This is a genomic window from Cellulosimicrobium sp. GQ32, assembly GCF_059758455.1.
Genome location: NZ_JCAXEP010000002.1, coordinates 102,318 through 122,638, shown reverse-complemented (window position 1 = coordinate 122,638; position 20,321 = coordinate 102,318). Strand labels below are relative to the sequence as shown.

General features: G+C 73.5%; 15 protein-coding genes. All 15 read right to left on the bottom strand.

Annotated features, from left to right (window positions below; all coding sequences use genetic code 11):
* Positions 1-177: 177 nt before the first annotated feature.
* The 15 genes from pyk to AC6CH9_RS04140 all read right to left on the bottom strand — a co-directional run bounded on the left by pyk (position 178) and on the right by AC6CH9_RS04140 (position 20,063).
* Positions 178-1,608, bottom strand: a complete 1,431-nt coding sequence (pyk, locus tag AC6CH9_RS04210) for a pyruvate kinase (protein ID WP_498153792.1) — start codon at positions 1,606-1,608, stop codon at positions 178-180.
* A gap of 112 nt (positions 1,609-1,720) precedes the next feature.
* A complete protein-coding gene (locus AC6CH9_RS04205) occupies positions 1,721-3,187 on the bottom strand; it encodes a glutamate synthase subunit beta (RefSeq protein ID WP_498153791.1) in 1,467 nt (488 codons plus the stop codon).
* Positions 3,180-7,763: a glutamate synthase large subunit gene (gene gltB / locus AC6CH9_RS04200; protein ID WP_498153790.1), complete on the bottom strand. Its 4,584-nt coding sequence runs from the start codon at positions 7,761-7,763 to the stop codon at positions 3,180-3,182. Before gltB ends, AC6CH9_RS04205 begins: the two co-directional genes overlap by 8 nt.
* 138 nt (positions 7,764-7,901) lie before the next feature.
* Positions 7,902-8,915: a prolipoprotein diacylglyceryl transferase gene (gene lgt, locus AC6CH9_RS04195; protein WP_498153789.1), complete on the bottom strand. Its 1,014-nt coding sequence runs from the start codon at positions 8,913-8,915 to the stop codon at positions 7,902-7,904.
* Complete coding sequence (gene trpA / locus AC6CH9_RS04190; RefSeq protein ID WP_498153788.1) at positions 8,912-9,829, bottom strand: tryptophan synthase subunit alpha; 918 nt, start codon at positions 9,827-9,829, stop codon at positions 8,912-8,914. The genes lgt and trpA overlap by 4 nt, the downstream gene beginning before the upstream one ends.
* The gene (trpB, locus tag AC6CH9_RS04185) at positions 9,826-11,094 is read right to left on the bottom strand and encodes a tryptophan synthase subunit beta (protein ID WP_498154116.1); all 1,269 of its coding nucleotides are present in this window, start codon (positions 11,092-11,094) and stop codon (positions 9,826-9,828) included. The genes trpA and trpB overlap by 4 nt, the downstream gene beginning before the upstream one ends.
* 127 nt (positions 11,095-11,221) lie before the next feature.
* Complete coding sequence (trpC, locus tag AC6CH9_RS04180) at positions 11,222-12,034, bottom strand: indole-3-glycerol phosphate synthase TrpC (RefSeq protein ID WP_498153787.1); 813 nt, start codon at positions 12,032-12,034, stop codon at positions 11,222-11,224.
* 176 nt (positions 12,035-12,210) lie between these two features.
* Positions 12,211-12,642: a DUF2752 domain-containing protein gene (locus AC6CH9_RS04175; RefSeq protein WP_498153786.1), complete on the bottom strand. Its 432-nt coding sequence runs from the start codon at positions 12,640-12,642 to the stop codon at positions 12,211-12,213.
* 11 nt (positions 12,643-12,653) lie between these two features.
* On the bottom strand, positions 12,654-13,151 hold the full coding sequence (locus tag AC6CH9_RS04170; RefSeq protein WP_498153785.1) for a DUF4190 domain-containing protein: 498 nt from the start codon (positions 13,149-13,151) through the stop codon (positions 12,654-12,656).
* A complete protein-coding gene (locus AC6CH9_RS04165) occupies positions 13,148-13,435 on the bottom strand; it encodes an HGxxPAAW family protein (RefSeq protein ID WP_498153784.1) in 288 nt (95 codons plus the stop codon). Before AC6CH9_RS04165 ends, AC6CH9_RS04170 begins: the two co-directional genes overlap by 4 nt.
* 86 nt (positions 13,436-13,521) lie before the next feature.
* Positions 13,522-14,178, bottom strand: a complete 657-nt coding sequence (locus AC6CH9_RS04160; RefSeq protein WP_498153783.1) for a Trp biosynthesis-associated membrane protein — start codon at positions 14,176-14,178, stop codon at positions 13,522-13,524.
* The gene (locus tag AC6CH9_RS04155) at positions 14,175-15,752 is read right to left on the bottom strand and encodes an anthranilate synthase component I (RefSeq protein WP_498153782.1); all 1,578 of its coding nucleotides are present in this window, start codon (positions 15,750-15,752) and stop codon (positions 14,175-14,177) included. Before AC6CH9_RS04155 ends, AC6CH9_RS04160 begins: the two co-directional genes overlap by 4 nt.
* Positions 15,749-16,198, bottom strand: coding sequence for a phosphoribosyl-AMP cyclohydrolase (hisI, locus tag AC6CH9_RS04150; RefSeq protein ID WP_498153781.1), 450 nt, complete (start codon positions 16,196-16,198; stop codon positions 15,749-15,751). The genes AC6CH9_RS04155 and hisI overlap by 4 nt, the downstream gene beginning before the upstream one ends.
* Before the next feature lie 95 nt (positions 16,199-16,293).
* Positions 16,294-18,153, bottom strand: coding sequence for an ABC transporter ATP-binding protein (locus tag AC6CH9_RS04145; protein WP_498153780.1), 1,860 nt, complete (start codon positions 18,151-18,153; stop codon positions 16,294-16,296).
* Positions 18,150-20,063 carry an ABC transporter ATP-binding protein gene (locus tag AC6CH9_RS04140; RefSeq protein ID WP_498154115.1) on the bottom strand — a complete coding sequence of 638 codons (1,914 nt, stop codon included), beginning with the start codon at positions 20,061-20,063 and terminating at the stop codon, positions 18,150-18,152. The genes AC6CH9_RS04145 and AC6CH9_RS04140 overlap by 4 nt, the downstream gene beginning before the upstream one ends.
* Between the last annotated feature and the right edge of the window lie 258 nt (positions 20,064-20,321).

Sequence of the window (20,321 nt, the reverse complement as noted above, 5' to 3'; positions counted from 1 at the left end):
TTTCCGACACGGTGCGGGTCGGAGGTGACGTCCCCCCGGAGCGGGCCGGAGAGGAGGAGGGCGTCGCGAAGGCGACCGATCGAGCCCGGCCCGGAACGACGGACGGCGGCGCCCCCACGGGAGGGGCGCCGCCGTCCGACGTCTTGCGCGGTACACGCCCTCACGGGCGCTCTCGCGTCAGGCGCGCGTGTCGGAGTGGTCGCCGATCTTGTGCACGAGGATCGAGTTCGTCGTACCCGGCTGCCCCACCGGGGCGCCGGAGACGACGACCACGAGGTCGCCGACCTCGGCGAGGCCGTTGGCCTGGAGGGTCGTGTCGACCTGACCGACCATCGCGTCGGTGTTCTCGACCTCGGGCACCTGGTACGTCTGGGTGCCCCACGTGAGCGACAGGACGTTGCGCACGTGCTCGCGCGGCGTGAAGGCGAGCAGCGGGATGGACGAGCGCAGGCGCGACATGCGGCGCGCGGAGTCGCCCGACTGCGTGAACGTCGCGAGGTACTTCGCGCCGAGGATCTCGCCGATCTCGGCGGCGGCGCGCGTGATGGCGCCACCGCGCGTGTGCGGCGTCGAGCCGAGCGGCGCGATGCGCTCGCGGCCGGCCTCCTCCGTGGCCTCGATGATGCGGGCCATGGTCTGCACCGTGAGGATCGGGTACTCGCCCACGCTGGTCTCGCCCGAGAGCATGACCGCGTCGGCGCCGTCGAGGACGGCGTTGGCGCAGTCCGACGCCTCGGCGCGCGTCGGGCGCGGCGAGTTCGTCATGGACTCGAGCACCTGCGTCGCGACGATGACGGGCTTGGCGTTACGACGCGCGAGCTCGACGATGCGCTTCTGGACGAGCGGGACCTGCTCGAGCGGGAGCTCGACCGCGAGGTCGCCGCGCGCCACCATGACGCCGTCGAACGCGTCGACGATCTCGGCGAGGTTGTCGACCGCCTGCGGCTTCTCGATCTTGGCGACGACGGGGACCGTGCGGCCCTCCTCGTCCATGATCCGCTTGACGTCCTCGAAGTCCTTCGCGGACCGCACGAACGACAGCGCGATGATGTCCGCACCGAGCTTGAGCGCCCAGCGCAGGTCGTCCTGGTCCTTCTCGGACAGCGCCGGCACAGAGACCGCGACGCCCGGGAGGTTCAGGCCCTTGTTGTTGGACACCGGGCCGGCGACCTCGACTCGCGTGACGACGCGCGGGCCCTCGACGGCGGTGACGCGGACGAGCACCTTGCCGTCGTCGATGAGGATCGGGTCACCGACGCGCGCGTCGCCCGGCAGGCCCTTGTGCGTCGTGGAGACGAGCTCCTTGGTGCCGACGACGTCCTCGGTCGTGATCGTGAAGGTGTCACCCTCCTCGAGCCAGTGCTTCTCGTCGCCGCCGAAGCGGCCCAGGCGGATCTTCGGCCCCTGGAGGTCGACGAGCACCGCCACGGACCGGCCCGACTCGGCGGCGGCCTCGCGCACGCCGCGGTACACGGCCGCGTGCTCCTCGGCGCTGCCGTGGCTGCGGTTGATCCGCGCCACGTCCATCCCGGCGTCGACGAGCGCGCGGAGCTGCTCCTTCGACTCGGTCGCGGGTCCGATGGTGCAGACGATCTTTGCTCTGCGCATATCTCCAGCCTCTAGTCTTCCGACCGGCCGGGAGCCGGTCGTCGCGGGGTGCCCCTCCCTAGGATGCCCCGCTCATCGTCCCGGCGCCGGACACCCGACGTCGGGGTGCACGTCAAGCGCGCAAGGACACGGTGTTCGCGCGCACGGGCGCGGGCAGCTCGGTCCCTCCCTGAAGGTAGGCGTCGACGGAAGCCGCCGCCGCCCGACCCTCGGCGATCGCCCACACGATCAGCGACTGCCCACGACCCGCGTCGCCGGCCACGAAGACCCCCGGCAGCGACGACGCGAAGTCGTCGCCGCGTGCCACGAGACCGCGGCTCGTGAGGTCCGTGCCGGCCTGGGTCGTGATGGTCGCCGTCTCCGGCCCGGTGAAGCCCATCGCGACGAGCACGAGGTCCGCGGGGATCTCGCGCTCGGTGCCCTCCTTGGGCACGCGACGGCCGTCGGGCAGGTACTCGGTCTCCGCGACACGCAGCGCGCGCACGGCCCCGGTGTCGTCACCCAGGAACTCGACGGTGGACGCGAGGAACTCGCGCTCACCGCCCTCCTCGTGGGACGAGGACACCTCGAACAGGATCGGGTCCGTCGGCCACGGCTGGGTCGCGGACCGCTCGAGCGGCGGCTGCTTGCCGATCGCGAGCGTCGTCACGCTCGCCGCGCCCTGGCGCAGCGAGGTGCCGAGGCAGTCCGACCCCGTGTCGCCGCCACCGATGACGATGACGTGCTTGCCCGTGGCCGTGATCTGGTCGGGGACCTCGCGCCCGGCCACGACGGCGTTCGCCTGGTGCAGGAAGTCCATGGCGAAGTGGATGCCGTCGAGCTCGCGCCCGGGGACGGACAGGTCGCGCGGGACGGTCGCGCCCGTGGCGACCACGACGGCGTCGTAGCGCGCGCGCAGGTCGTCCCACGTGATGTCGACGCCGATCTCGACGCCCGGGCGGAAGCGCGTCCCCTCGGCCTCCATCTGCGCCACGCGGCGGTCGATGTGGTGCTTCTCGAGCTTGAAGTCGGGGATGCCGTAGCGCAGCAGCCCGCCGATCGCGTCGTCCCGCTCGTAGACGGCCACCGTGTGGCCGGCGCGCGTGAGCTGCTGGGCGGCGGCGAGGCCGGCAGGGCCCGAGCCCACGACCGCGACGGTCGACCCCGTGAGGCGCTGCGGCACCTGCGGCGTGACGTAGCCGCGCGCGAACGCCTCGTCGATGATCGAGACCTCGACGTTCTTGATCGTCACGGCCGGCTGGTTGATGCCGAGCACGCAGCTCGACTCGCACGGCGCCGGGCACACGCGACCCGTGAACTCCGGGAAGTTGTTCGTCTCGTGCAGACGGTCGATCGCGTCGGCCCACTGGTCGCGGTAGACGAGGTCGTTCCACTCGGGGATGAGGTTGCCGAGAGGGCACCCCTGGTGGCAGAACGGGATGCCGCAGTCCATGCAGCGTCCCGCCTGCTCCTTGAGGAACGGCTGGCCCTCCTCGAGGTGCGCGTGCACGTCCTTCCAGTCCCGCAGGCGCACGGCGACCGGGCGGTTGGGCGGGAGCTCGCGCTCCCGCACCTTCAGGAATCCGCGGGGGTCAGCCACGGGCCACCTCCAAGATCTGGTCCCAGACGCCCGGGGCCGCGGGGTCGAGCCCGGCCGACTCGGCCTTCTCGAGCGCCGAGCGCATGCGGGCGAAGTCGGTCGGCAGCACGCGCGTGAAGCGCTGGACGGCCGCGGGGAAGTCCTCGAGGAGCTCGGCCGCGAGCGGCGACCCCGTCTCCTCGTGGTGACGACGCACGAGCTGCTCGACGAGCGCCACCTCGGCGTCCTCGAGCGGGCTCAGGCCGAGCTCGCCCGTCGCGAGCGCGCTCGTGTTCACGGCGCCCTCCCGCAGGTCGAGCACGTACGCGGTGCCGCCGGACATGCCGGCGCCGAAGTTGCGGCCCGTCGGACCGAGCACCAGCACCGTGCCACCGGTCATGTACTCGCACCCGTGGTCGCCCACGCCCTCGACGACGAGCGTCGCGCCCGAGTTGCGGACGCCGAAGCGCTCCCCGACGCGACCGCGCAGGAAGATCTCGCCCGACGTCGCGCCGTAGCCGATGACGTTGCCCGCCACGACGTTGCTCGACCCGGTGAGGACCGCGTTGCGGTCCGGGCGCACGACGATCCGCCCGCCCGACAGTCCCTTGCCGACGTAGTCGTTCGCGTCGCCGAAGAGGCGCAGCGTGACGCCGCGCGGGAGGAACGCACCGAGCGACTGGCCGGCGGACCCGGTGAGGGTCACGTCGATCGTGTCGTCGGGCAGGCCCTCGCCGCGGAACCGCTTGGTCACCTCGTGGCCGAGCATCGTGCCCACGGTGCGGTTGACGTTGCGCACCGGCAGGGAGATACGGACCGGCTCGCGGCGCTCGAGCGCGTCCTCGGCGAGGGCGACGAGCTGGTTGTCGAGCGCCTTCTCCAGGCCGTGGTCCTGCGTCGTGGTGTTGCGCAGCGACGCACCCTCGACCGGCACGGGCCGCTCGAGCACGGGCCCGAGGTCGAGGCCCTGGGCCTTCCAGTGGTCGATCGCCTTGCGCGTGTCGAGGTACTCGACGTGGCCGACGGCCTCCTCGATGGTCCGGAAGCCGAGGCGCGCCAGGTACTCGCGCACCTCCTCGGCGATGAACTCGAAGAAGTTCACGACGAACTCCGGCTTGCCCGTGAACCGGGCCCGCAGCTCGGGGTTCTGCGTCGCGACGCCGACCGGGCACGTGTCCAGGTGGCACACGCGCATCATGACGCAGCCCGACACGACCATGGGGGCGGTGGCGAAGCCGAACTCCTCGGCGCCGAGCAGCGCCGCCACGACGACGTCGCGTCCGGTCTTCATCTGGCCGTCGACCTGGACGACGATGCGGTCGCGCAGGTTGTTGAGCACGAGCGTCTGCTGGGTCTCGGCGAGGCCGATCTCCCACGGCGTGCCCGCGTGCTTGAGCGACGTCAGCGGGCTCGCGCCCGTGCCGCCGTCGTGCCCCGAGATGAGGACGACGTCCGCGTGCGCCTTGGACACGCCCGTCGCGACCGTCCCGACGCCGAACTCGGAGACGAGCTTGACGTGGATGCGCGCCGCCGGGTTCGCGTTCTTCGCGTCGTGGATGAGCTGCGCGAGGTCCTCGATCGAGTAGATGTCGTGGTGCGGCGGCGGCGAGATGAGCCCGACGCCCGGCGTGGAGTGCCGGGTCTTGGCGACCCACGGGTACACCTTGTGCCCCGGGAGCTGACCACCCTCGCCCGGCTTGGCACCCTGGGCGAGCTTGATCTGGATGTCGTCCGCGTTCGTCAGGTACTCGCTCGTGACGCCGAAGCGACCCGACGCGATCTGCTTGACCTTGGAGCGGCGCTCCGGGTCGTACAGGCGCTCCGGGTCCTCGCCGCCCTCGCCGGTGTTGGACCGGCCGCCCAGCCGGTTCATCGCGATCGCGAGGGTCTCGTGCGCCTCCGCGGAGATCGACCCGTAGGACATGGCGCCCGTGTTGAACCGCTTGACGATCTCGCTCACCGGCTCGACCTCGTCGAGCGGGACCGCGGGACGCTCGCCCTCGCGCAGCGCGAGGAGGCCACGCAGCGTCATCAGCCGCGAGGACTGCTCGTCCACGCGGTGCGTGTACTGGCGGAAGATGTCGAACCGGCGCTCGCGCGTGGCGTGCTGGAGGCGGAAGACCGTCTCCGGGTCGAACAGGTGCTCCTCGCTGTCGCGGCGCCACTGGTACTCGCCACCCGTCGTGAGGCGCACGTGCGGGCGGTGGTTGCCGGACTTGGGGTACGCGTCGACGTGCCGCGCCGCGACCTCGGCCGCGACGACGTCGAGGCCGATGCCGCTGAGGCGCGACGTCGTCCCCGTGAAGAACGCCTGCACGAGGTCGTGGGACAGGCCCACCGCCTCGAACACCTGGGCGCCGCGGTACGAGGAGATGGTCGAGATGCCCATCTTGCTCATGACCTTGAGCACGCCCTTGCCGAGCCCCTTGATGAGGTTCGCGACCGCCTTCGCCGGGTCGACCGTGAGGTAGCCGCGCCGCGCGAGGTCCTCGACCGTCTCCATGGCGAGGTACGGGTTCACCGCGGCGGCGCCGTAGCCGATGAGCAGCGCGACGTGGTGCACCTCGCGCACGTCGCCGGCCTCCACGACGAGCGACACCTGGGTGCGCGTGTGCCGGCGCAGCAGATGGTGGTGCACCGCGCTCGACAGGAGCAGCGACGGGATCGGTGCGTGCTCGGCGTCGGAGTCGCGGTCCGACAGCACGATGAAGCTCGCGCCCGCGGCGACGTGCTCGTCGACCTCGGCGAAGATCTCCTCGAGCCGGGCGAGCAGCGACTCGCCGCCGCCCGAGACGCGGTAGAGGCCCTTGATCGTCACGGCGCGGAAGATGCCGGCGAGCTTGGGGTCCTTGTCGACGCGGATGATCTTGGCGAGCTGGTCGTTGTCGAGCACGGGGAACGGCAGCATGAGCTTGCGCGCGTGCTCGGGCGTGTCGACGAGGAGGTTCGGCTCCGGGCCGATCGCGCCGCCGATGGACGTGACGAGCTCCTCGCGGATCGCGTCGAGCGGCGGGTTCGTCACCTGCGCGAACATCTGCGTGAAGTAGTCGAACAGCAGGCGCGGTCGCTTCGCGAGGACGGCGATGGGCGTGTCCGTGCCCATGGCGCCCAGCGGCTCCGCCCCCGTGTTCGCCATGGGGGTGAGGATGACCTTGAGCTCCTCCTGCGTGTACCCGAAGGCGCGCTGGCGGCGCTCGACGGACGCGGGGCTGTGCGCGACGTGCTCGCGCTCGGGGAGCTGGTCGAGGTAGACCGCGTTCTCCGCGACCCACTGCGCGTACGGGCGCTGCGCGGCGAGCTGGGACTTGATCTCCTCGTCCTCGATGATCCGGCCCTGGCCGGTGTCGACGAGGAACATGCGCCCCGGCTCGAGGCGGCCCTTGCGGACGATCGTCGCGGGGTCGAGATCGAGCACGCCCGCCTCGCTCGCGAGCACGACGAGGCCGTCCTCGGTCACCCAGTACCGCCCCGGGCGCAGGCCGTTGCGGTCCAGGACCGCCCCGATGAGGGTGCCGTCCGTGAAGTTCAGGCACGCGGGCCCGTCCCACGGCTCCATGAGCGTCGAGTGGTACTCGTAGAACGCGCGGAGCTCCGGGTCCATGTCGGCGTGGTTCTCCCACGCCTCCGGGATCATCATGAGCACGGCGTGCGGCAGCGAGCGGCCCGACAGGTGCAGGAGCTCGAGGACCTCGTCGAAGCTCGCCGAGTCGCTCGACCCCTCCGAGCACACCGGCAGGAGCGGCGCGAGGTCGCCGACGGCGTCGCTCGCGAGGGTGCCCTCGCGCGCGGCCATCCAGTTGCGGTTGCCGCGCACCGTGTTGATCTCGCCGTTGTGCGCGATCATCCGGAACGGCTGCGCGAGCGGCCAGGACGGGAACGTGTTCGTCGAGAACCGCGAGTGCACGAGCGCGATCTCGCTCGCGTACCGCGGGTCGGACAGGTCCGGGAAGAACGGCTCGAGCTGCGCCGTCGTGAGCATGCCCTTGTACGTGAGGGTGCGCGCCGAGAGCGAGGCGAAGAACAGGCCGAGCTCGTTCTCCGCGCGCTTGCGCAGGCGGTACGTGCGGCGGTCGAGCTCGACGCCGGACAGCTCGCGCGCGGGGTCCGCGACGACGACCTGGCGGAACAGCGGCATGGACGCGCGGGCGCTCGGGCCGACGAGGTCGGCCGTCACGGGCACGTCGCGCCACGCGAGGACCTCGAGCTTCTCCTCGGCCGCGATCGCCTCGACGCTGCGGACCGCCTCGGCGGCCGCGCCGGCGTCCTGCGGGAGGAAGGCCATGCCGATGGCGTAGTGCCCGGCGGGCGGGAGCTCCGCGTCGACCACGTCGCGCACGAACGCGTCGGGGATCTGCGTGAGGATCCCGGCGCCGTCGCCGCTGTTCTCCTCGGCGCCCACGGCGCCGCGGTGGTCGAGGTTGAGCAGGGCCGTCAGGCCCGCGTCAACGATGTCGCGTCCGGGCGTGCCGCGGAGCGTCGCCACGAAGGCGACGCCGCACGCGTCGTGCTCGGCGGCGGGGTCGTACAGACCGGATGCCGTGGGAGGGGCGGACAGGGCAGGTGCCCGGTGCGCGTCCCGATACTGCGGCGTGGTCATCAACACCGTCCTCACAGGCGCCCGACCGAGACGGCCGGGCTGGTTCCAGCTGGGGGATTCGGGACGTCGTCGGCCCTATGGACATGACAGAACCCACCGGGCGGTCGCCCGGCGGATTCGCCTATGAATGACGGATGCTCAGCGACCGGGGTCTGGTCGCGCGGCATCTGCCTGCTCGGACTCCTCCGAGTCGTCGGAGTCCTCGGTCGTCGAGGTGTCCTCGTCGTCGGTCGACTCCTCGACCGGCTCCTCGGACCCCGTGGTGGACGCCTCGTCCGGAGCGTCGAGGGACACCGTCTCCTCGCGCCCGGGGTGGCGACGCCCGACAACGATAAACGCAATCAACGCACCGACGCCGACCAGGATCGAGGTCCAGACGTTCAGCCGGAGGCCGAGGACGAGCTCGGCCTCGTCGATGCGCAGCATCTCGATCCACACCCGACCGAGCGTGTAGACGAAGACGTAGAGCCAGAATACCCGACCATGACCCAGCCGGAACCGACGGTCCAGGTAGATCAGGAGCAGGGCAGCACCGATGTTCCAGACCATCTCGTAGAGGAACGTCGGGTGGAACAAGGTGCCCGGCGGATAGCCCGCCGCGGCGGCCACGGAGTCGTCGACGCGAAGCCCCCAGGGCAGGGTCGTGGGCGCGCCGAAGAGCTCCTGGTTGAACCAGTTGCCGAGGCGGCCGACGGCCTGCGCGAGCAGCAGCCCGGGCGCGAGGGCGTCGGCGAACGCGGGGAAGCTCACGCGCTGGCGGCGGCACCCGATGTACGCGCCGACCGCGCCGAGCGCGACCGCGCCCCAGATGCCGAGGCCGCCCTCCCACACGTAGAGCGCGCGGACGGGGTCGCCGTTCGGGCCCCAGTACGGGTCCGGCGTCGAGAACACGTGGTACAGACGTCCGCCGACGATCCCGAACGGGACCGCCCAGAAGGCGATCTCCAGGACGTCGTCCGCCTCTCCCCCGCGCTCCACCCAGCGGCGCCGGGTGAGCCACAGAGCCACGGCGATTCCCGCGAGGATCGCGAGCGCATACGCCCGGATCGGGAACGGCCCGACGTACCACGTGTGCTGCGGGGGGCTCGGGATCGCGGCGGGCAGGGCGCCCGCGGCCTCCACGAGCTGCCCGACGGCGAGCGCGGCGCTCATGCGACCACCTCTCCGGACGTCGTCGTGGCGGCCGGGACGTCGTCGCCGGCCCCTTCCCGACCCGAGCGCACGCCCGCGGCGAGACCGGCCGCGACGGTCTTGAGGGCGGCGATCCGCTCGTCCCACGGCGCGTCGGCCAGCAGGGGGCGGACGAACGCAGAGCCGACGATGACGCCGTCGGCGTACCGCCCGACCTCGGCGGCCTGGGCGCCCGTCGACACGCCGAGCCCGACGCACACGAGGTCGGCCCCGGCCGCGCGCGTGTCGGCGACGAGGCGTGCCGCCTGCGGTCCGACGGCCGCCCGCACTCCCGTGACGCCCATCGTGGAAGCGGCGTAGACGAACCCGCGCGACGCGCGCGCGGTGAGCCGCAGCCGCTCCGCGGTCGAGCTCGGGGCGACGAGGAACACGCGGTCCAGGCCGTGCGCCTCCGAGGCGTCCAACCAGGCGCGACCCTCGTCGGGGATGAGGTCCGGCGTGATGAGGCCGGCGCCCCCGGCGGCGGCGAGGTCGCGCGCGAACGCGTCGACGCCGTAGCGCAGGACCGGGTTCCAGTAGGTCATGACGAGCACGGGCACCCGCCCGCCCGTGCGCTCCGTGACGGCCGCGACGACGCGGAACACGTCCGCGACGCGCACGCCGGCGTCGAGCGCGGTCTGGGCGGCGGCCTGGATGACCGGGCCGTCCATCACCGGGTCGGTGTACGGGACGCCGAGCTCGAGCACGTCCACGCCCGACTCGACGAGCGCGAGCGCCGCCTCGATGGAACGGTCCACGGTCGGGAACCCGACCGGCAGATAGCCCACGAGCCCGGCGCGACCCTCCGCGCGGAGCTCGAGCAGCCGACGCGCCGTGACCGAGGTCGTCCCCGCGGTCGGCGCCCCGGGGGCGTCCTTGGTCTGCGCCGCGCTCACAGCTGTCCCTCCGTGCCCGTCGCCGTCTCGGCGATCGCCTCGTCGTCCACCAGGTCGAACCACCGGGCGGCGGTCGCGACGTCCTTGTCCCCGCGCCCCGAGAGGTTCACCAGGATCACGTGGTCCGTACGGCCGGCCTCGGCGGCCCGGCGACCTACCCGCAGCGCGCCCGCGAGCGCGTGCGCCGACTCGATCGCAGGGATGATGCCCTCCGTGCGGCACAGCAGCCGGAACGCGTCCATCGCCTCGGAGTCGGTCACGGGCTCGTAGGTCGCGCGCCCGAGGTCGTGCAGCCACGAGTGCGCCGGGCCGACGCTCGGGTAGTCCAGCCCTGCCGAGACGGAGTGGCTCGGAAGCGTCTGCCCGTCGTCGTCCTGGAGCAGGTACGAGCGCGCACCGTGCAGGACGCCCGGGGCGCCACCGCTGAACCGGGCCGCGTGCCGACCGGTCTCGACACCCTCACCGCCGGCCTCGAAGCCGTAGAGCTCCACGCCCTCGTCGTCGAGGAACGCGTTGAAGAGGCCGAGGGCGTTGGACCCGCCGCCGACGCACGCCGCGAGCGCGTCCGGCAGGCGACCGATGCGGTCGAGGATCTGCGTGCGCGCCTCCTCGCCGATGACGCGGTGGAACTCGCGCACCATCTCGGGGAACGGGTGCGGGCCGGTCACCGTACCCAGGAGGTAGTGGGTCGTGTCGACGTTCGCGACCCAGTCGCGCAGCGCCTCGTTGATCGCGTCCTTGAGCGTGCGCTGCCCGATCGTCACGGGGACGACCTCCGCGCCGAGCAGGCGCATGCGGGCCACGTTGAGCGCCTGGCGCTGCGTGTCCTCCTCGCCCATGTACACGACGCACTCGAGGTCGAGCAGGGCCGCGGCCGTCGCCGTCGCGACGCCGTGCTGGCCTGCCCCGGTCTCGGCGATCACGCGCGTCTTGCCCATGCGCTTGACGAGCAGCGCCTGGCCGAGGACGTTGTTGATCTTGTGCGAGCCGGTGTGGTTGAGGTCCTCGCGCTTGAGGAAGACGCGCGAGCCGCCCGCGTGCTGCGCGAAGCGCGGCACCTCGGTGAGCGGGCTCGGACGCCCGGTGTACTCGCGCTGGAGCCGCGCGAGCTCGTTGACGAACGCCGGGTCGTCGAGCGCCTTGCGGTACTCGGTCTCCAGCTCGTCCAGCGCGGCGATGAGCGCCTCGGGGACGAACCGTCCGCCGAACTCGCCGAAGTAGGGACCCTCCTGGGTCGCGAGGGAGCGTGTCAGGTCGGCGCGCACGGAGTGCTCGGCGCTCCGGGAGGTGGTCGAAGGTGTCGAGTCGGGCACGGGGCCGGTCCTCCTGCGTGGTGGGGTGTGCTGGGCCAGGGCGCGGCGCCTGCGGCGTGACGGACGGGGCCGTCGTGCCTCAGGGCCGCACGGACCACAGCGACGGGTGCGACCCGGCCGCGACGAGGTCCGCGACGGACGCGCGCGGGGCGTCGTCGGTCACGAGCGCCTCGCCGACGAGCACCGCGTGCGCACCGGAACGGGCGTAGTCCATGACGTCGTGCGGCCCGCGCACGCCGGACTCGGCGACGCGGACGACCTCGTCCGGGATGGCGGGAGCGAGGCGCGCGAACGTCGTGCGGTCGACGTCGAGGGTCTTGAGGTCGCGTGAGTTCACGCCCACGACGCGTGCACCGGCGTCGAGCGCCCGCGAGACCTCGTCCAGCGTGTGCACCTCGACGAGCGCGGTCATGCCGAGCGAGTGGACGCGCTCGACGAGCGACGTGAGGACCGTCTGCTCGAGCGCGGCGACGATGAGGAGGACGATGTCGGCGCCGTGCGCCCGCGCCTCCCACACCTGGTACGGCGTCACGACGAAGTCCTTGCGGAGCACGGGGACGTCGACCCGGGCGCGCACCGCGTCGAGGTCGGCGAGGCTCCCGTTGAAGCGGCGCTGCTCGGTGAGCACGGAGATCGCGGCCGCGCCGCCCTTCTCGTACTCCCCCGCGAGCTCGGCCGGGTCGGAGATCGCCGCGAGCGCACCCTTGCTGGGGCTCGAGCGCTTCACCTCGGCGATCACCGCGACGGCGTCGTCCGCCTTGAGACGACTCACGACCTCGAGCGCCCCGGGGACACGGGCGGCACGTTCCTTCAGCTCGTCGAGCGAGGTCGCCGCCTGACGCACCGCGAGGTCCTCGCGCACGCCCGCGACGATGTCGTCCAGAACCGTCATCGTCCCACCACTCCCCGTGTCGTTCCCGCCCCCCGGCCGGGCCGGTCGGCCGTCGTGCACCCACAGGTTCGGCCGACCCGTTGACAGGGAGGTACCTGCCATCGTAGAGCCGACCCCGAGTGACGATGACCACGGCCCAGCCCCCGAGACGACCGGCGCGGGGCTGCCCGACCGTCTCAGACCACCGCCGGGCCGAGCCACGGGACGAGGGCGGGCACGTTCCGCAGGACGCCGAAGAGCACGAGGACACCCAGCGAGGCCCACGCGAGCCAGGCCGGGAGCCGGGGAGCCGGGCGCCCGCGCCAGGCCCGGACGAGCCAGGTGGCCCACAGCGTGACGAGCAGCGGTGCGACGAGGACCCACAGGGGATTCATCGACCAGGCGGCGGCGAGGTCGAGGTGCACGAGGTCGTGCGTGGCGCGCAGCCCCCCGCACCCCGGGCACGCGAGGCCGGTCAGCGCGAGCAGGGGGCACGTGACGTAGTGCCCGGGGCGGTTCGGGTCGACGGCGCCGACGTAGGCCGTCGCCGCCGCGACGAGCGCGCCGACCGCGAGCGGTGCCTGCGCCGCGCGCGGGACCCGACGGCGTCGCACGGCCTCGGACGTCACGTGCGCGCCCGTCAGTACTGGTCCGGGATCGTGCCGACCCAGGCGAAGAAGGCGGGGAAGAACAAGAGGAGGAAGAGGACGCCGACGACCGACAGCCCGATCGCGACCCAGCCGAGGATGATCCCGGCCGTCGCCATCCCGTCGTTGTCCGCCTGCCCCTCCGCGACCGCGCGCTTCGCGGCGTTGCCGACGATCACCGCCGGGATGCCTGTGAAGAAGCCGCAGCTCAGCACGAACGCGGCGATCCCCAGCACGAGCGACCAGATGGCCAGACTGTTCTTGGGGTAGTACGGCGGGGCCCCGTAGGCGCCCGCCGGGTACTGCTGGCCGGGGTACTGCTGGCCGGGGTACTGCCCGGCGGGGTACTGCGGCTGCGCCGCGTAGGGCGCGCCCGCGGGGTCGCCCGTCGGCGGCTGGGGGCCGCCGGGCGCCGACGAGCCGTACGGCGCCTGCGACCCGTCCTGCGAGCCTGCGGGGTCGTACGGGCCGGGTCCCGGCGGCTGCGTCATCGCGACTGCTTCTGGCCGTAGCCCATGTTGCGGAGCACGAGGCCGCCGACGAGCGCCACCGCCACGAGGCCCATGCCGACCCAGAAGAGCCACACGCCGGACACCTGGGCCATGCCCGGGAGGAGGACACCGATCGCGGCCACGAGGGACCCGACCATGATGCCGATCATCGTGAACCAGGCGGCGACGGTGTGGCCGTGATTCGTGGGCGGAGCCGCGGGCGGCAGGTAGGCGATCTCGGTGGTCTGCTGGTTCTCGGCCATGAGGGTCGTGCCTTTCGTCAAGATGTGGTCAGAGCCTATCGGACCGGGCCGGTGCCCGTCCCCCGCGCGGTCCGCGCTGCGACGGCGCGAGGGGGTGTCCGCGCTGCTCAGCGGTCCGTGGGGTCCTCGCCGCGGGACAGCGCGTCCCATGCGTCGTGGTCGGTGAGGTCGTCGGGCGAGGCGGGCTCCGTGGCACCGGACGGGTCCGAGGGCCCTTCGGGCACCGTCGTCCCCGCTGCCGCCGAGGCGGCGGGCGCGGTCCCACCGGTCGCCCGCTCGTGCCGCGTCGACGCGCCGGCCCACGACCGCGAACCGACGGCGACCCACACCACCGCGAGCACCGTGAGGACGCCGAGCGCCGCCGCGAACCAGGGCGCGACGGTCAGGTCGACCGGGGCCGTGAGCTCCGTGACCCCCGTCGCGTCCGCGACGGCCGACCGCGCGCTCGGCTCCGGGTCGAGCGCCACGCCGAGCGCGGAGACGGTCGCGACGACGCCGCTCGCCGCGGCGACGGCGAGCACGACCCACCGGCCGATGCGACCCACGAGCCCCAGCGCGAGCGCGGCGGCGACGAGCACGAGCGCGGACGCGCTCACCCCGGGGGCCGCCGACGTCCCGGCGACGGTCACCTCGACCTGCGGGTCGAGCGCCGTCGCGCCGGTCGTGCTCAGCCAGGTCGGCACGGCCGTCGCGAGGGTCGCGCCCCCGAGCAGGAGCAGGACCCAGATCGCGGTGCGCCGGCTCGGCCCGGCCGGCCGGCTCACGCGAGCCCCCGCAGCCGTGCGGCGACCTGGACGGCCCGGACCGCGGCGGCCGCCTTGTTGCGCGACTCCGCGTACTCCAGCGCCGGCACGGAGTCCGCCACGATCCCGCCGCCGGCCTGGACGCTCGCCCGACCGTCGCGGATCAGCGCGGTCCGGATCGCGATGGCCATGTCCATGTTCCCGTCGAAGTCGAAGTACCCCGCGGTCCCACCGTAGATCCCGCGCGACGCGGGCTCGAGCTCGTCGATCAGGGCGATCGCGCGCGGCTTGGGCGCGCCCGAGAGCGTGCCGGCGGGGAACGTCGCCCGGAAGGCGTCCAGCGCGGTGGCGCCGTCGCGCAGCGTCCCGACGACCGTCGAGCACAGGTGCATGATGTGGCTGAACCGCTTGGTCGCCATGAACTCCACGACCTCGACCGACGTCGGCTCGCACACCTTGACGAGGTCGTTGCGCGACAGGTCCACGAGCATGATGTGCTCGGCGAGCTCCTTGGGGTCCTGGAGGAGCTCCTCGCCGAGCGCCACGTCCTCCTCCGGCGTCGCGCCGCGCGGGCGCGAGCCGGCGATGGGGAACGTCGTGACGCGGCCGTCCTCGACCTTCACGAGGGTCTCCGGGCTGGACCCGACGACCGCGAAGTCCCGCCCGTCCGCGTCCGTGAGCTGGAAGTAGTACATGTACGGGCTCGGGTTGATCGTCCGCAGCGCGCGGTACACGTCGAGCGGGTCCGCCGGGCAGTCGAGGTCGAGGCGCTGGGACAGCACCACCTGGAACACCTCGCCCTCGCGGATCGCGTCCTTGCCCGCGACGACCGACGCCTCGAACTCGTCGCGCGTCGAGCGGAACTCGAGCGCGGGCTCGGCGGCGTTCGGCGCCACGACCGACGCGACGTGCGCGCCCCCGGCGACCAGCCGGGCCTGCATCGCGTCCAGGCGCGTGACGGCGTCCGCGTAGGCCTCGTCCACGCGCTCGTCCGTGTCGTCGAAGTTGATCGCGTTGGCGACGAGCCACACGCTGCCCTCCGCGTGGTCGACGACCGCGAGGTCCGTCGCGAGGCACAGCGTGAGCTCGGGCACGCCCAGCTCGTCGGGCGCGTCCGACGGCAGGGTCGGCTCCCAGTGCCGGATGACGTCCCAGCCGATCGCGCCCGCCAGCCCGCCCGTGAGCGGCGGCAGGCCCTCGACGGCCGGCGTGCGGAGCACGTCGAGCGTCGCCTCGAGCACCTTTACGACGTCCCCCTCGAGCGGGACGCCGGCGGGCACGTCGCCGGACCACACCGCCCGGCCGTCACGCGCCGTGAGCGTCGCCCGGGACGCCACGCCGACGAACGAGTACCGAGCCCAGCGGCCGTCCGACTCCGCCGACTCGAGGACGAACGTGCCCGGCCGGCCCTGCGCCAACGTGCGGTACAGGCCGACAGGGGTGACGTCGTCGGCCAGGAGGCGCCGCACGACGGGGACCACCCGGCGCGACGTGGCGAGCGCACGGAAGCCGTCGAGCACGGGCCACGTCGCGCCCCACGCGGGACCGCCCGCGGGGACGGTGGTGGTCTCGGCCGGTTCGACGGTCGCGCTCACTGGTTCTCCTCCTCAGGATCAGGGTCGGGCGTGGTCGAGGGGTCGGCGGCGCCGGGAGGCAGGTCGCCGACCACGGCGCCCAGGTCTCCCCCGGCCTCGAAGCACGTGCGCGTGCCGGTGTGGCACGCGGCCCCCACCTGGTGGACGCGCACGAGCAGCGCGTCCCCGTCGCAGTCGAGCGCCACCGAGCGCACGACCTGCACGTGGCCGGAGGTGTCGCCCTTGCGCCAGTACTCCTGCCGGGAGCGGCTCCAGAACGTCACGCGTCCGGTCGTCAGCGTCCGGTGCAGCGCCTCGTCGTCCATCCAGCCGAGCATGAGCACGTCACCCGTGTCGTGCTGCTGGACGATCGCGGCGACCAGGCCCGCGTCGTCGCGCTTGAGCCGCGCGGCGAGCTGGGGGTCGAGCGCGGAGACGGTCGTGGGTCCGGTCGTGGAGTCGGGCACCCGAGAATCCTGCCAGACGCCGGGGCGGCCTCGGACCCCCGTCTCGCCGCCCTCCGCCCCCCGTCGCGAGTCGTCGCACCAGGCCCGCACAGGGCTCACCGGGTCTGGGAGACCCAGGCGTCGTGCATGCGGGCGTAGACGCCGCCGACGCGCGCGAGGTCGTCGTGGTGGCCGACCTCGACGACGTGGCCCGCGTCCACCACGACCACGAGGTCGGCCGCCTCGGCGGTGGAGAGCCGGTGGGCGATGGTCAGGGTGGACCGGCCCGCGGTGAGCGACGCGAGCGCCCGGGCGATGCGGACCTCGGTCGCGGGGTCGACGGCGGACGTCGCCTCGTCGAGGACGAGCAGGTCGGCCTCGGCGAGATAGGCGCGCACCAGGGCGACGAGCTGCCGCTCCCCCGCGGAGAGCGACTCGCCGCGCTGACCGACCGGGGAGTCGAGCCCGTCCGGCAGGTCCGCGACCCAGTCGGTGAGCCCGAGCCGCTCGACGGCGGCCTCGATCCGGGCACGGCGGGCGGCGTCGGGTTCCTGCTCTGCGTCGCCGCGCAGCCCGTACGCCACGTTGTCGGCGAGCGTGCCGTCGAAGAGAAAGCCCTCCTGGGGCACGAGCACGACGCGCTCGCGCAGGGACGCGACGGCGAGGTCGCGCAGGTCGGTGCCGTCGAGCAGCACGCGCCCCGCGGTCGGGTCCATGAGCCGCGTGACGAGCTTGGCGATCGTCGTCTTCCCGGAACCGGTCGCGCCCACGACGGCGACGGACGCCCGCGCGGGGAGATCGAGGTCGACGTCGTGCAGCACCTCCGGGCCGTCGGGGTAGGCGAACCGGACGCCCTCGAGCCGCACGTGGGCGGGCCCGCGCGGGCTGCGCTCCCCCGCGTCACCCTTGTCGGCCACCTCGACGGGCGTCTCCAGGACCGCGAGGACGCGGCGCCAGCCGGCGACGGCGTTCTGGAGCTCGTTGAGGATCTCGGTCGCCATCTGCACGGGGCCCGTGAAGAGCTGGACGAGGAAGAGGAACGCGAGGAGCTGGCCGACCGAGATGTCGCCCGCCACCCCGAGGTACGAGCCGACCACGACGACCACGGCGAGCACGAGGTTCGCGACGAGCACGCCGCTCGAGAAGACGACGGCGACGAGCTTCTGCGCCCGGACCATGGCGCGCCGGGTCGCGTCGACCGCGGCGTCGACACGTCGCGCGGTGCGGGCGCCCGCGCCGTACGCGCGGATGGTCTCGGCACCGACGATCGACTCCGAGATCGCGCCGAGCATCCCCCCGACGCGCGCGCGGACCTGCGTGTACGCGTCGTTGACGCGCGCCTGCGCGGGCCGCAGGACGAGGAACAACGGGACGAAGCACGCCCAGACGACGAGTGTGAGCTGCCACGAGTAGACGGCCATGAGGACCGTCGCGACGCCGATCTGGAGCACCGAGACGAGCAGCATGATGCCGCCCCACTGGACGAAGAGCGAGATGGTGTCGACGTCGCTCGTCACGCGGGACACGAGCGACCCGCGCCGCTCGGTGTTCTGCGTGAGGACGGAGAGGTCGTGCACGTGCCGGAACGCCCGCACGCGCAGGCCGGCGAGCCCCGCCTCGGTCGACCGGAACAGCCGGACGTTGACGAAGGCAGAGCAGAGGCCCGCGAGGACGATGACGACCGCGGCCACGCCGACGAGCACGGCGACGCGGGTCGTGTCCGGCCCGCCGTCGGCGAGCACGCCGGTGTCGACGGTCTGCTGGACGGTCACCGGGACGACGACACGGCCCAGCGCGGCCGCGACCGCGAGCCCGAGCGTGACCCAGATCCCGTCGAGGATCTGCGGCGAGACCTGGACGCCTCGGCGCAGGGTGGCGAGGACGCCCAGCGAGCTCGCCGAGGCGATGCGGGCCTCGGCCGCCCGGCCCGGCGCGCCGGCCGGGGCCGGCCGCTCCGTGGTGGTGGTCCGGCTCATTCCTCCAGCGCCCCCGTCTCGACGTGCTGCACGACGTCGTCCTCCTCGATCTCCTCGCGACGCGCGAGGTCGTCCTCCCGACGGTCCTCGTCGTGAACGTCCCGCCCGTCCTCGGCCGCCTCCCGCGCGGTGTCGTCAGTGGCGTCCGCACGCTCCTGCTCGCGCCGCTCGGCCTCACGCGCGTACGCGGTCGCGAGCTCGCGGTACCCGGCGTCGCGCGCGAGCAGCTCGTCGTGCGTCCCGACGTCGACCACACGGCCGGACTCCACGTGCACGACGACGTCCGCGAGCGCGACGCTCGACATGCGGTACGCCACCATGACGACGGTCGGGCGTTCCGCCCCGTCGCGAGCGAGACCCGCGAGGATCTGCTGCTCGACGCGCGGGTCGACCGCTGACGTCGCGTCGTCGAGGACGAGCAGGCGCGGGCGACGCACGAGGGCGCGCGCGATGGCGAGCCGCTGGCGCTGGCCGCCGGACAGGTTCGCACCGCGCTCCCCCAGCGGCGCGTCCAGGCCCTCCGGCAGGCGGGAGACGACGTCGTCGACGCGCGCCAGGCGCAGCGCCTCCCAGACCTGGTGGTCGTCCGGACCGGGGTCGCCGTCGTCGACGAGCGTGACGTTGGCGCGGACGGTGTCCTCGAAGACGAACGCCTGCTGCGCGACGAGCGCGACCTGGGCGGTGAGGTCGGCCTCGCGCACGTCGCGCACGTCGGTGCCGTCGAGCAGCACGCGACCGCGCGTCGGGTCGGAGAGCCGAGCGAGCAACGACACGAGCGTCGTCTTCCCCGCGCCCGTGGGACCGACGACCGCGACCGTGGTCCCGGGATCGACCTGGAGGTCGATCCCGTCGAGCAGGGTGATCACGCGTCCGCCGGCGCGGACGTCCACGCCGACGCCCTCGAGGCGCACGCCCAGACCGGAGCCACCGCCGGGCAGGCCGCCGGTCCCGGGGCGCAGGACCCCGCCCGCGTCGACGACGCGGCTGATGCGCTCGTACCCGACGAGGGCGCGCGGGAGCTCGCCGAGCACCCAGCCGAACGCCCGGACGGGCACGGCCATGACCGTGAGGAGGTAGGCAGCGGTGACGATGTCCCCCGCCGCGACCCCGCCCGACGTGAGGCGGACGGTCCCGACGGCCAGGACGAGGAGCGTGCCGAGCGACGGCAGCAGCTCGATGACCGGGTCGAAGAACGCGCGCACGACGCCGACGCGGACGTTCGCGGCGCGCAGCTCGTCCGTGCGCTCGGCGAAGCGGCGCTCCTCGCGGTCCGCGGTCCCGAGCGAGGTGACGAGCAGGGCGGCCTCGAAGCTCTCGTGCGCGACGTCGGACACCTCGGCGCGGAGCTGCTGCGCACGCGTGATCGCGGGCGACATGTAGCGCTGGAAGACGATGTTCACGGCGATCGCGAGCGGGATCACGACGAGCGCGGCGCACGCGAGCCAGACGTCCACCCGGAACAGCATCACCGCGGCGACGCCGATCATGACGACGACACCGAGCGCGAACGGGAGCGGGTTGAACACGCCCGTCGCAGCCTCGACGTCGGAGTTCGCGTTGGAGAGGAGCTGCCCGGCGGGGTGCGAGCGGTGCCACGACATGGGCAGGCGCAGGTACTGGCGCGTCACGGCGGTGCGGTGCCGTGCCTGGAGCGCGGCGTACCCGTTCCCCGCGAAGATGCGGCGCGCGGCCACGCTCGCGGCGAGCGAGACCGCGATGCCGGCGAGCACGAGGCCCGCGACCCAGATGCGGCCGCGCGCGGCCTGATCTCCGGCGAGCGCCGGGACGACGACCTCGTCCGTCGCGGTGCCGATCGCGCTGCTCACGGCGACGGTGAGCGCGCCGAAGAGCGCGGACGACCCGATCGCCAGCGCGTACGTGCGCGGCTCGTCGCGGATTCCGCGGCCCATGAGGACGAGCGACCGGCGCACGCGGGACCCGGTCAGGGCGTGCGGGCGGCGGACGGTCGGCTCGTCAGGGAGCGGGTCGGGCCGGTCCGTCGGGGCCGGCAGGTCGGTCGGAGCGGGCTGGGCGTCGGCGCCGGTGGGGCGCGTCCTGCTGCCGGGCACGGGACGGTCCTCGTCTTTCGTTCAGGGGGTTGCACGATCCTCTCATGCAGCCCTGACAGGGCCCGACGGTATTCCGCGGCGCGACCTCGTCGGGCCCGC

Coding starts and splice junctions, on each gene's coding strand:
- AC6CH9_RS04145 (WP_498153780.1), bottom strand. CDS start 18,153: ATGAGCCGGACCACCACCACGGAGCGGCCGGCCCCGGCCGGCGCGCCG.
- lgt (WP_498153789.1), bottom strand. CDS start 8,915: ATGAGCGCCGCGCTCGCCGTCGGGCAGCTCGTGGAGGCCGCGGGCGCC.
- pyk (WP_498153792.1), bottom strand. CDS start 1,608: ATGCGCAGAGCAAAGATCGTCTGCACCATCGGACCCGCGACCGAGTCG.
- AC6CH9_RS04170 (WP_498153785.1), bottom strand. CDS start 13,151: ATGACGCAGCCGCCGGGACCCGGCCCGTACGACCCCGCAGGCTCGCAG.
- trpC (WP_498153787.1), bottom strand. CDS start 12,034: ATGACGGTTCTGGACGACATCGTCGCGGGCGTGCGCGAGGACCTCGCG.
- AC6CH9_RS04140 (WP_498154115.1), bottom strand. CDS start 20,063: ATGGGCCGCGGAATCCGCGACGAGCCGCGCACGTACGCGCTGGCGATC.
- gltB (WP_498153790.1), bottom strand. CDS start 7,763: ATGACCACGCCGCAGTATCGGGACGCGCACCGGGCACCTGCCCTGTCC.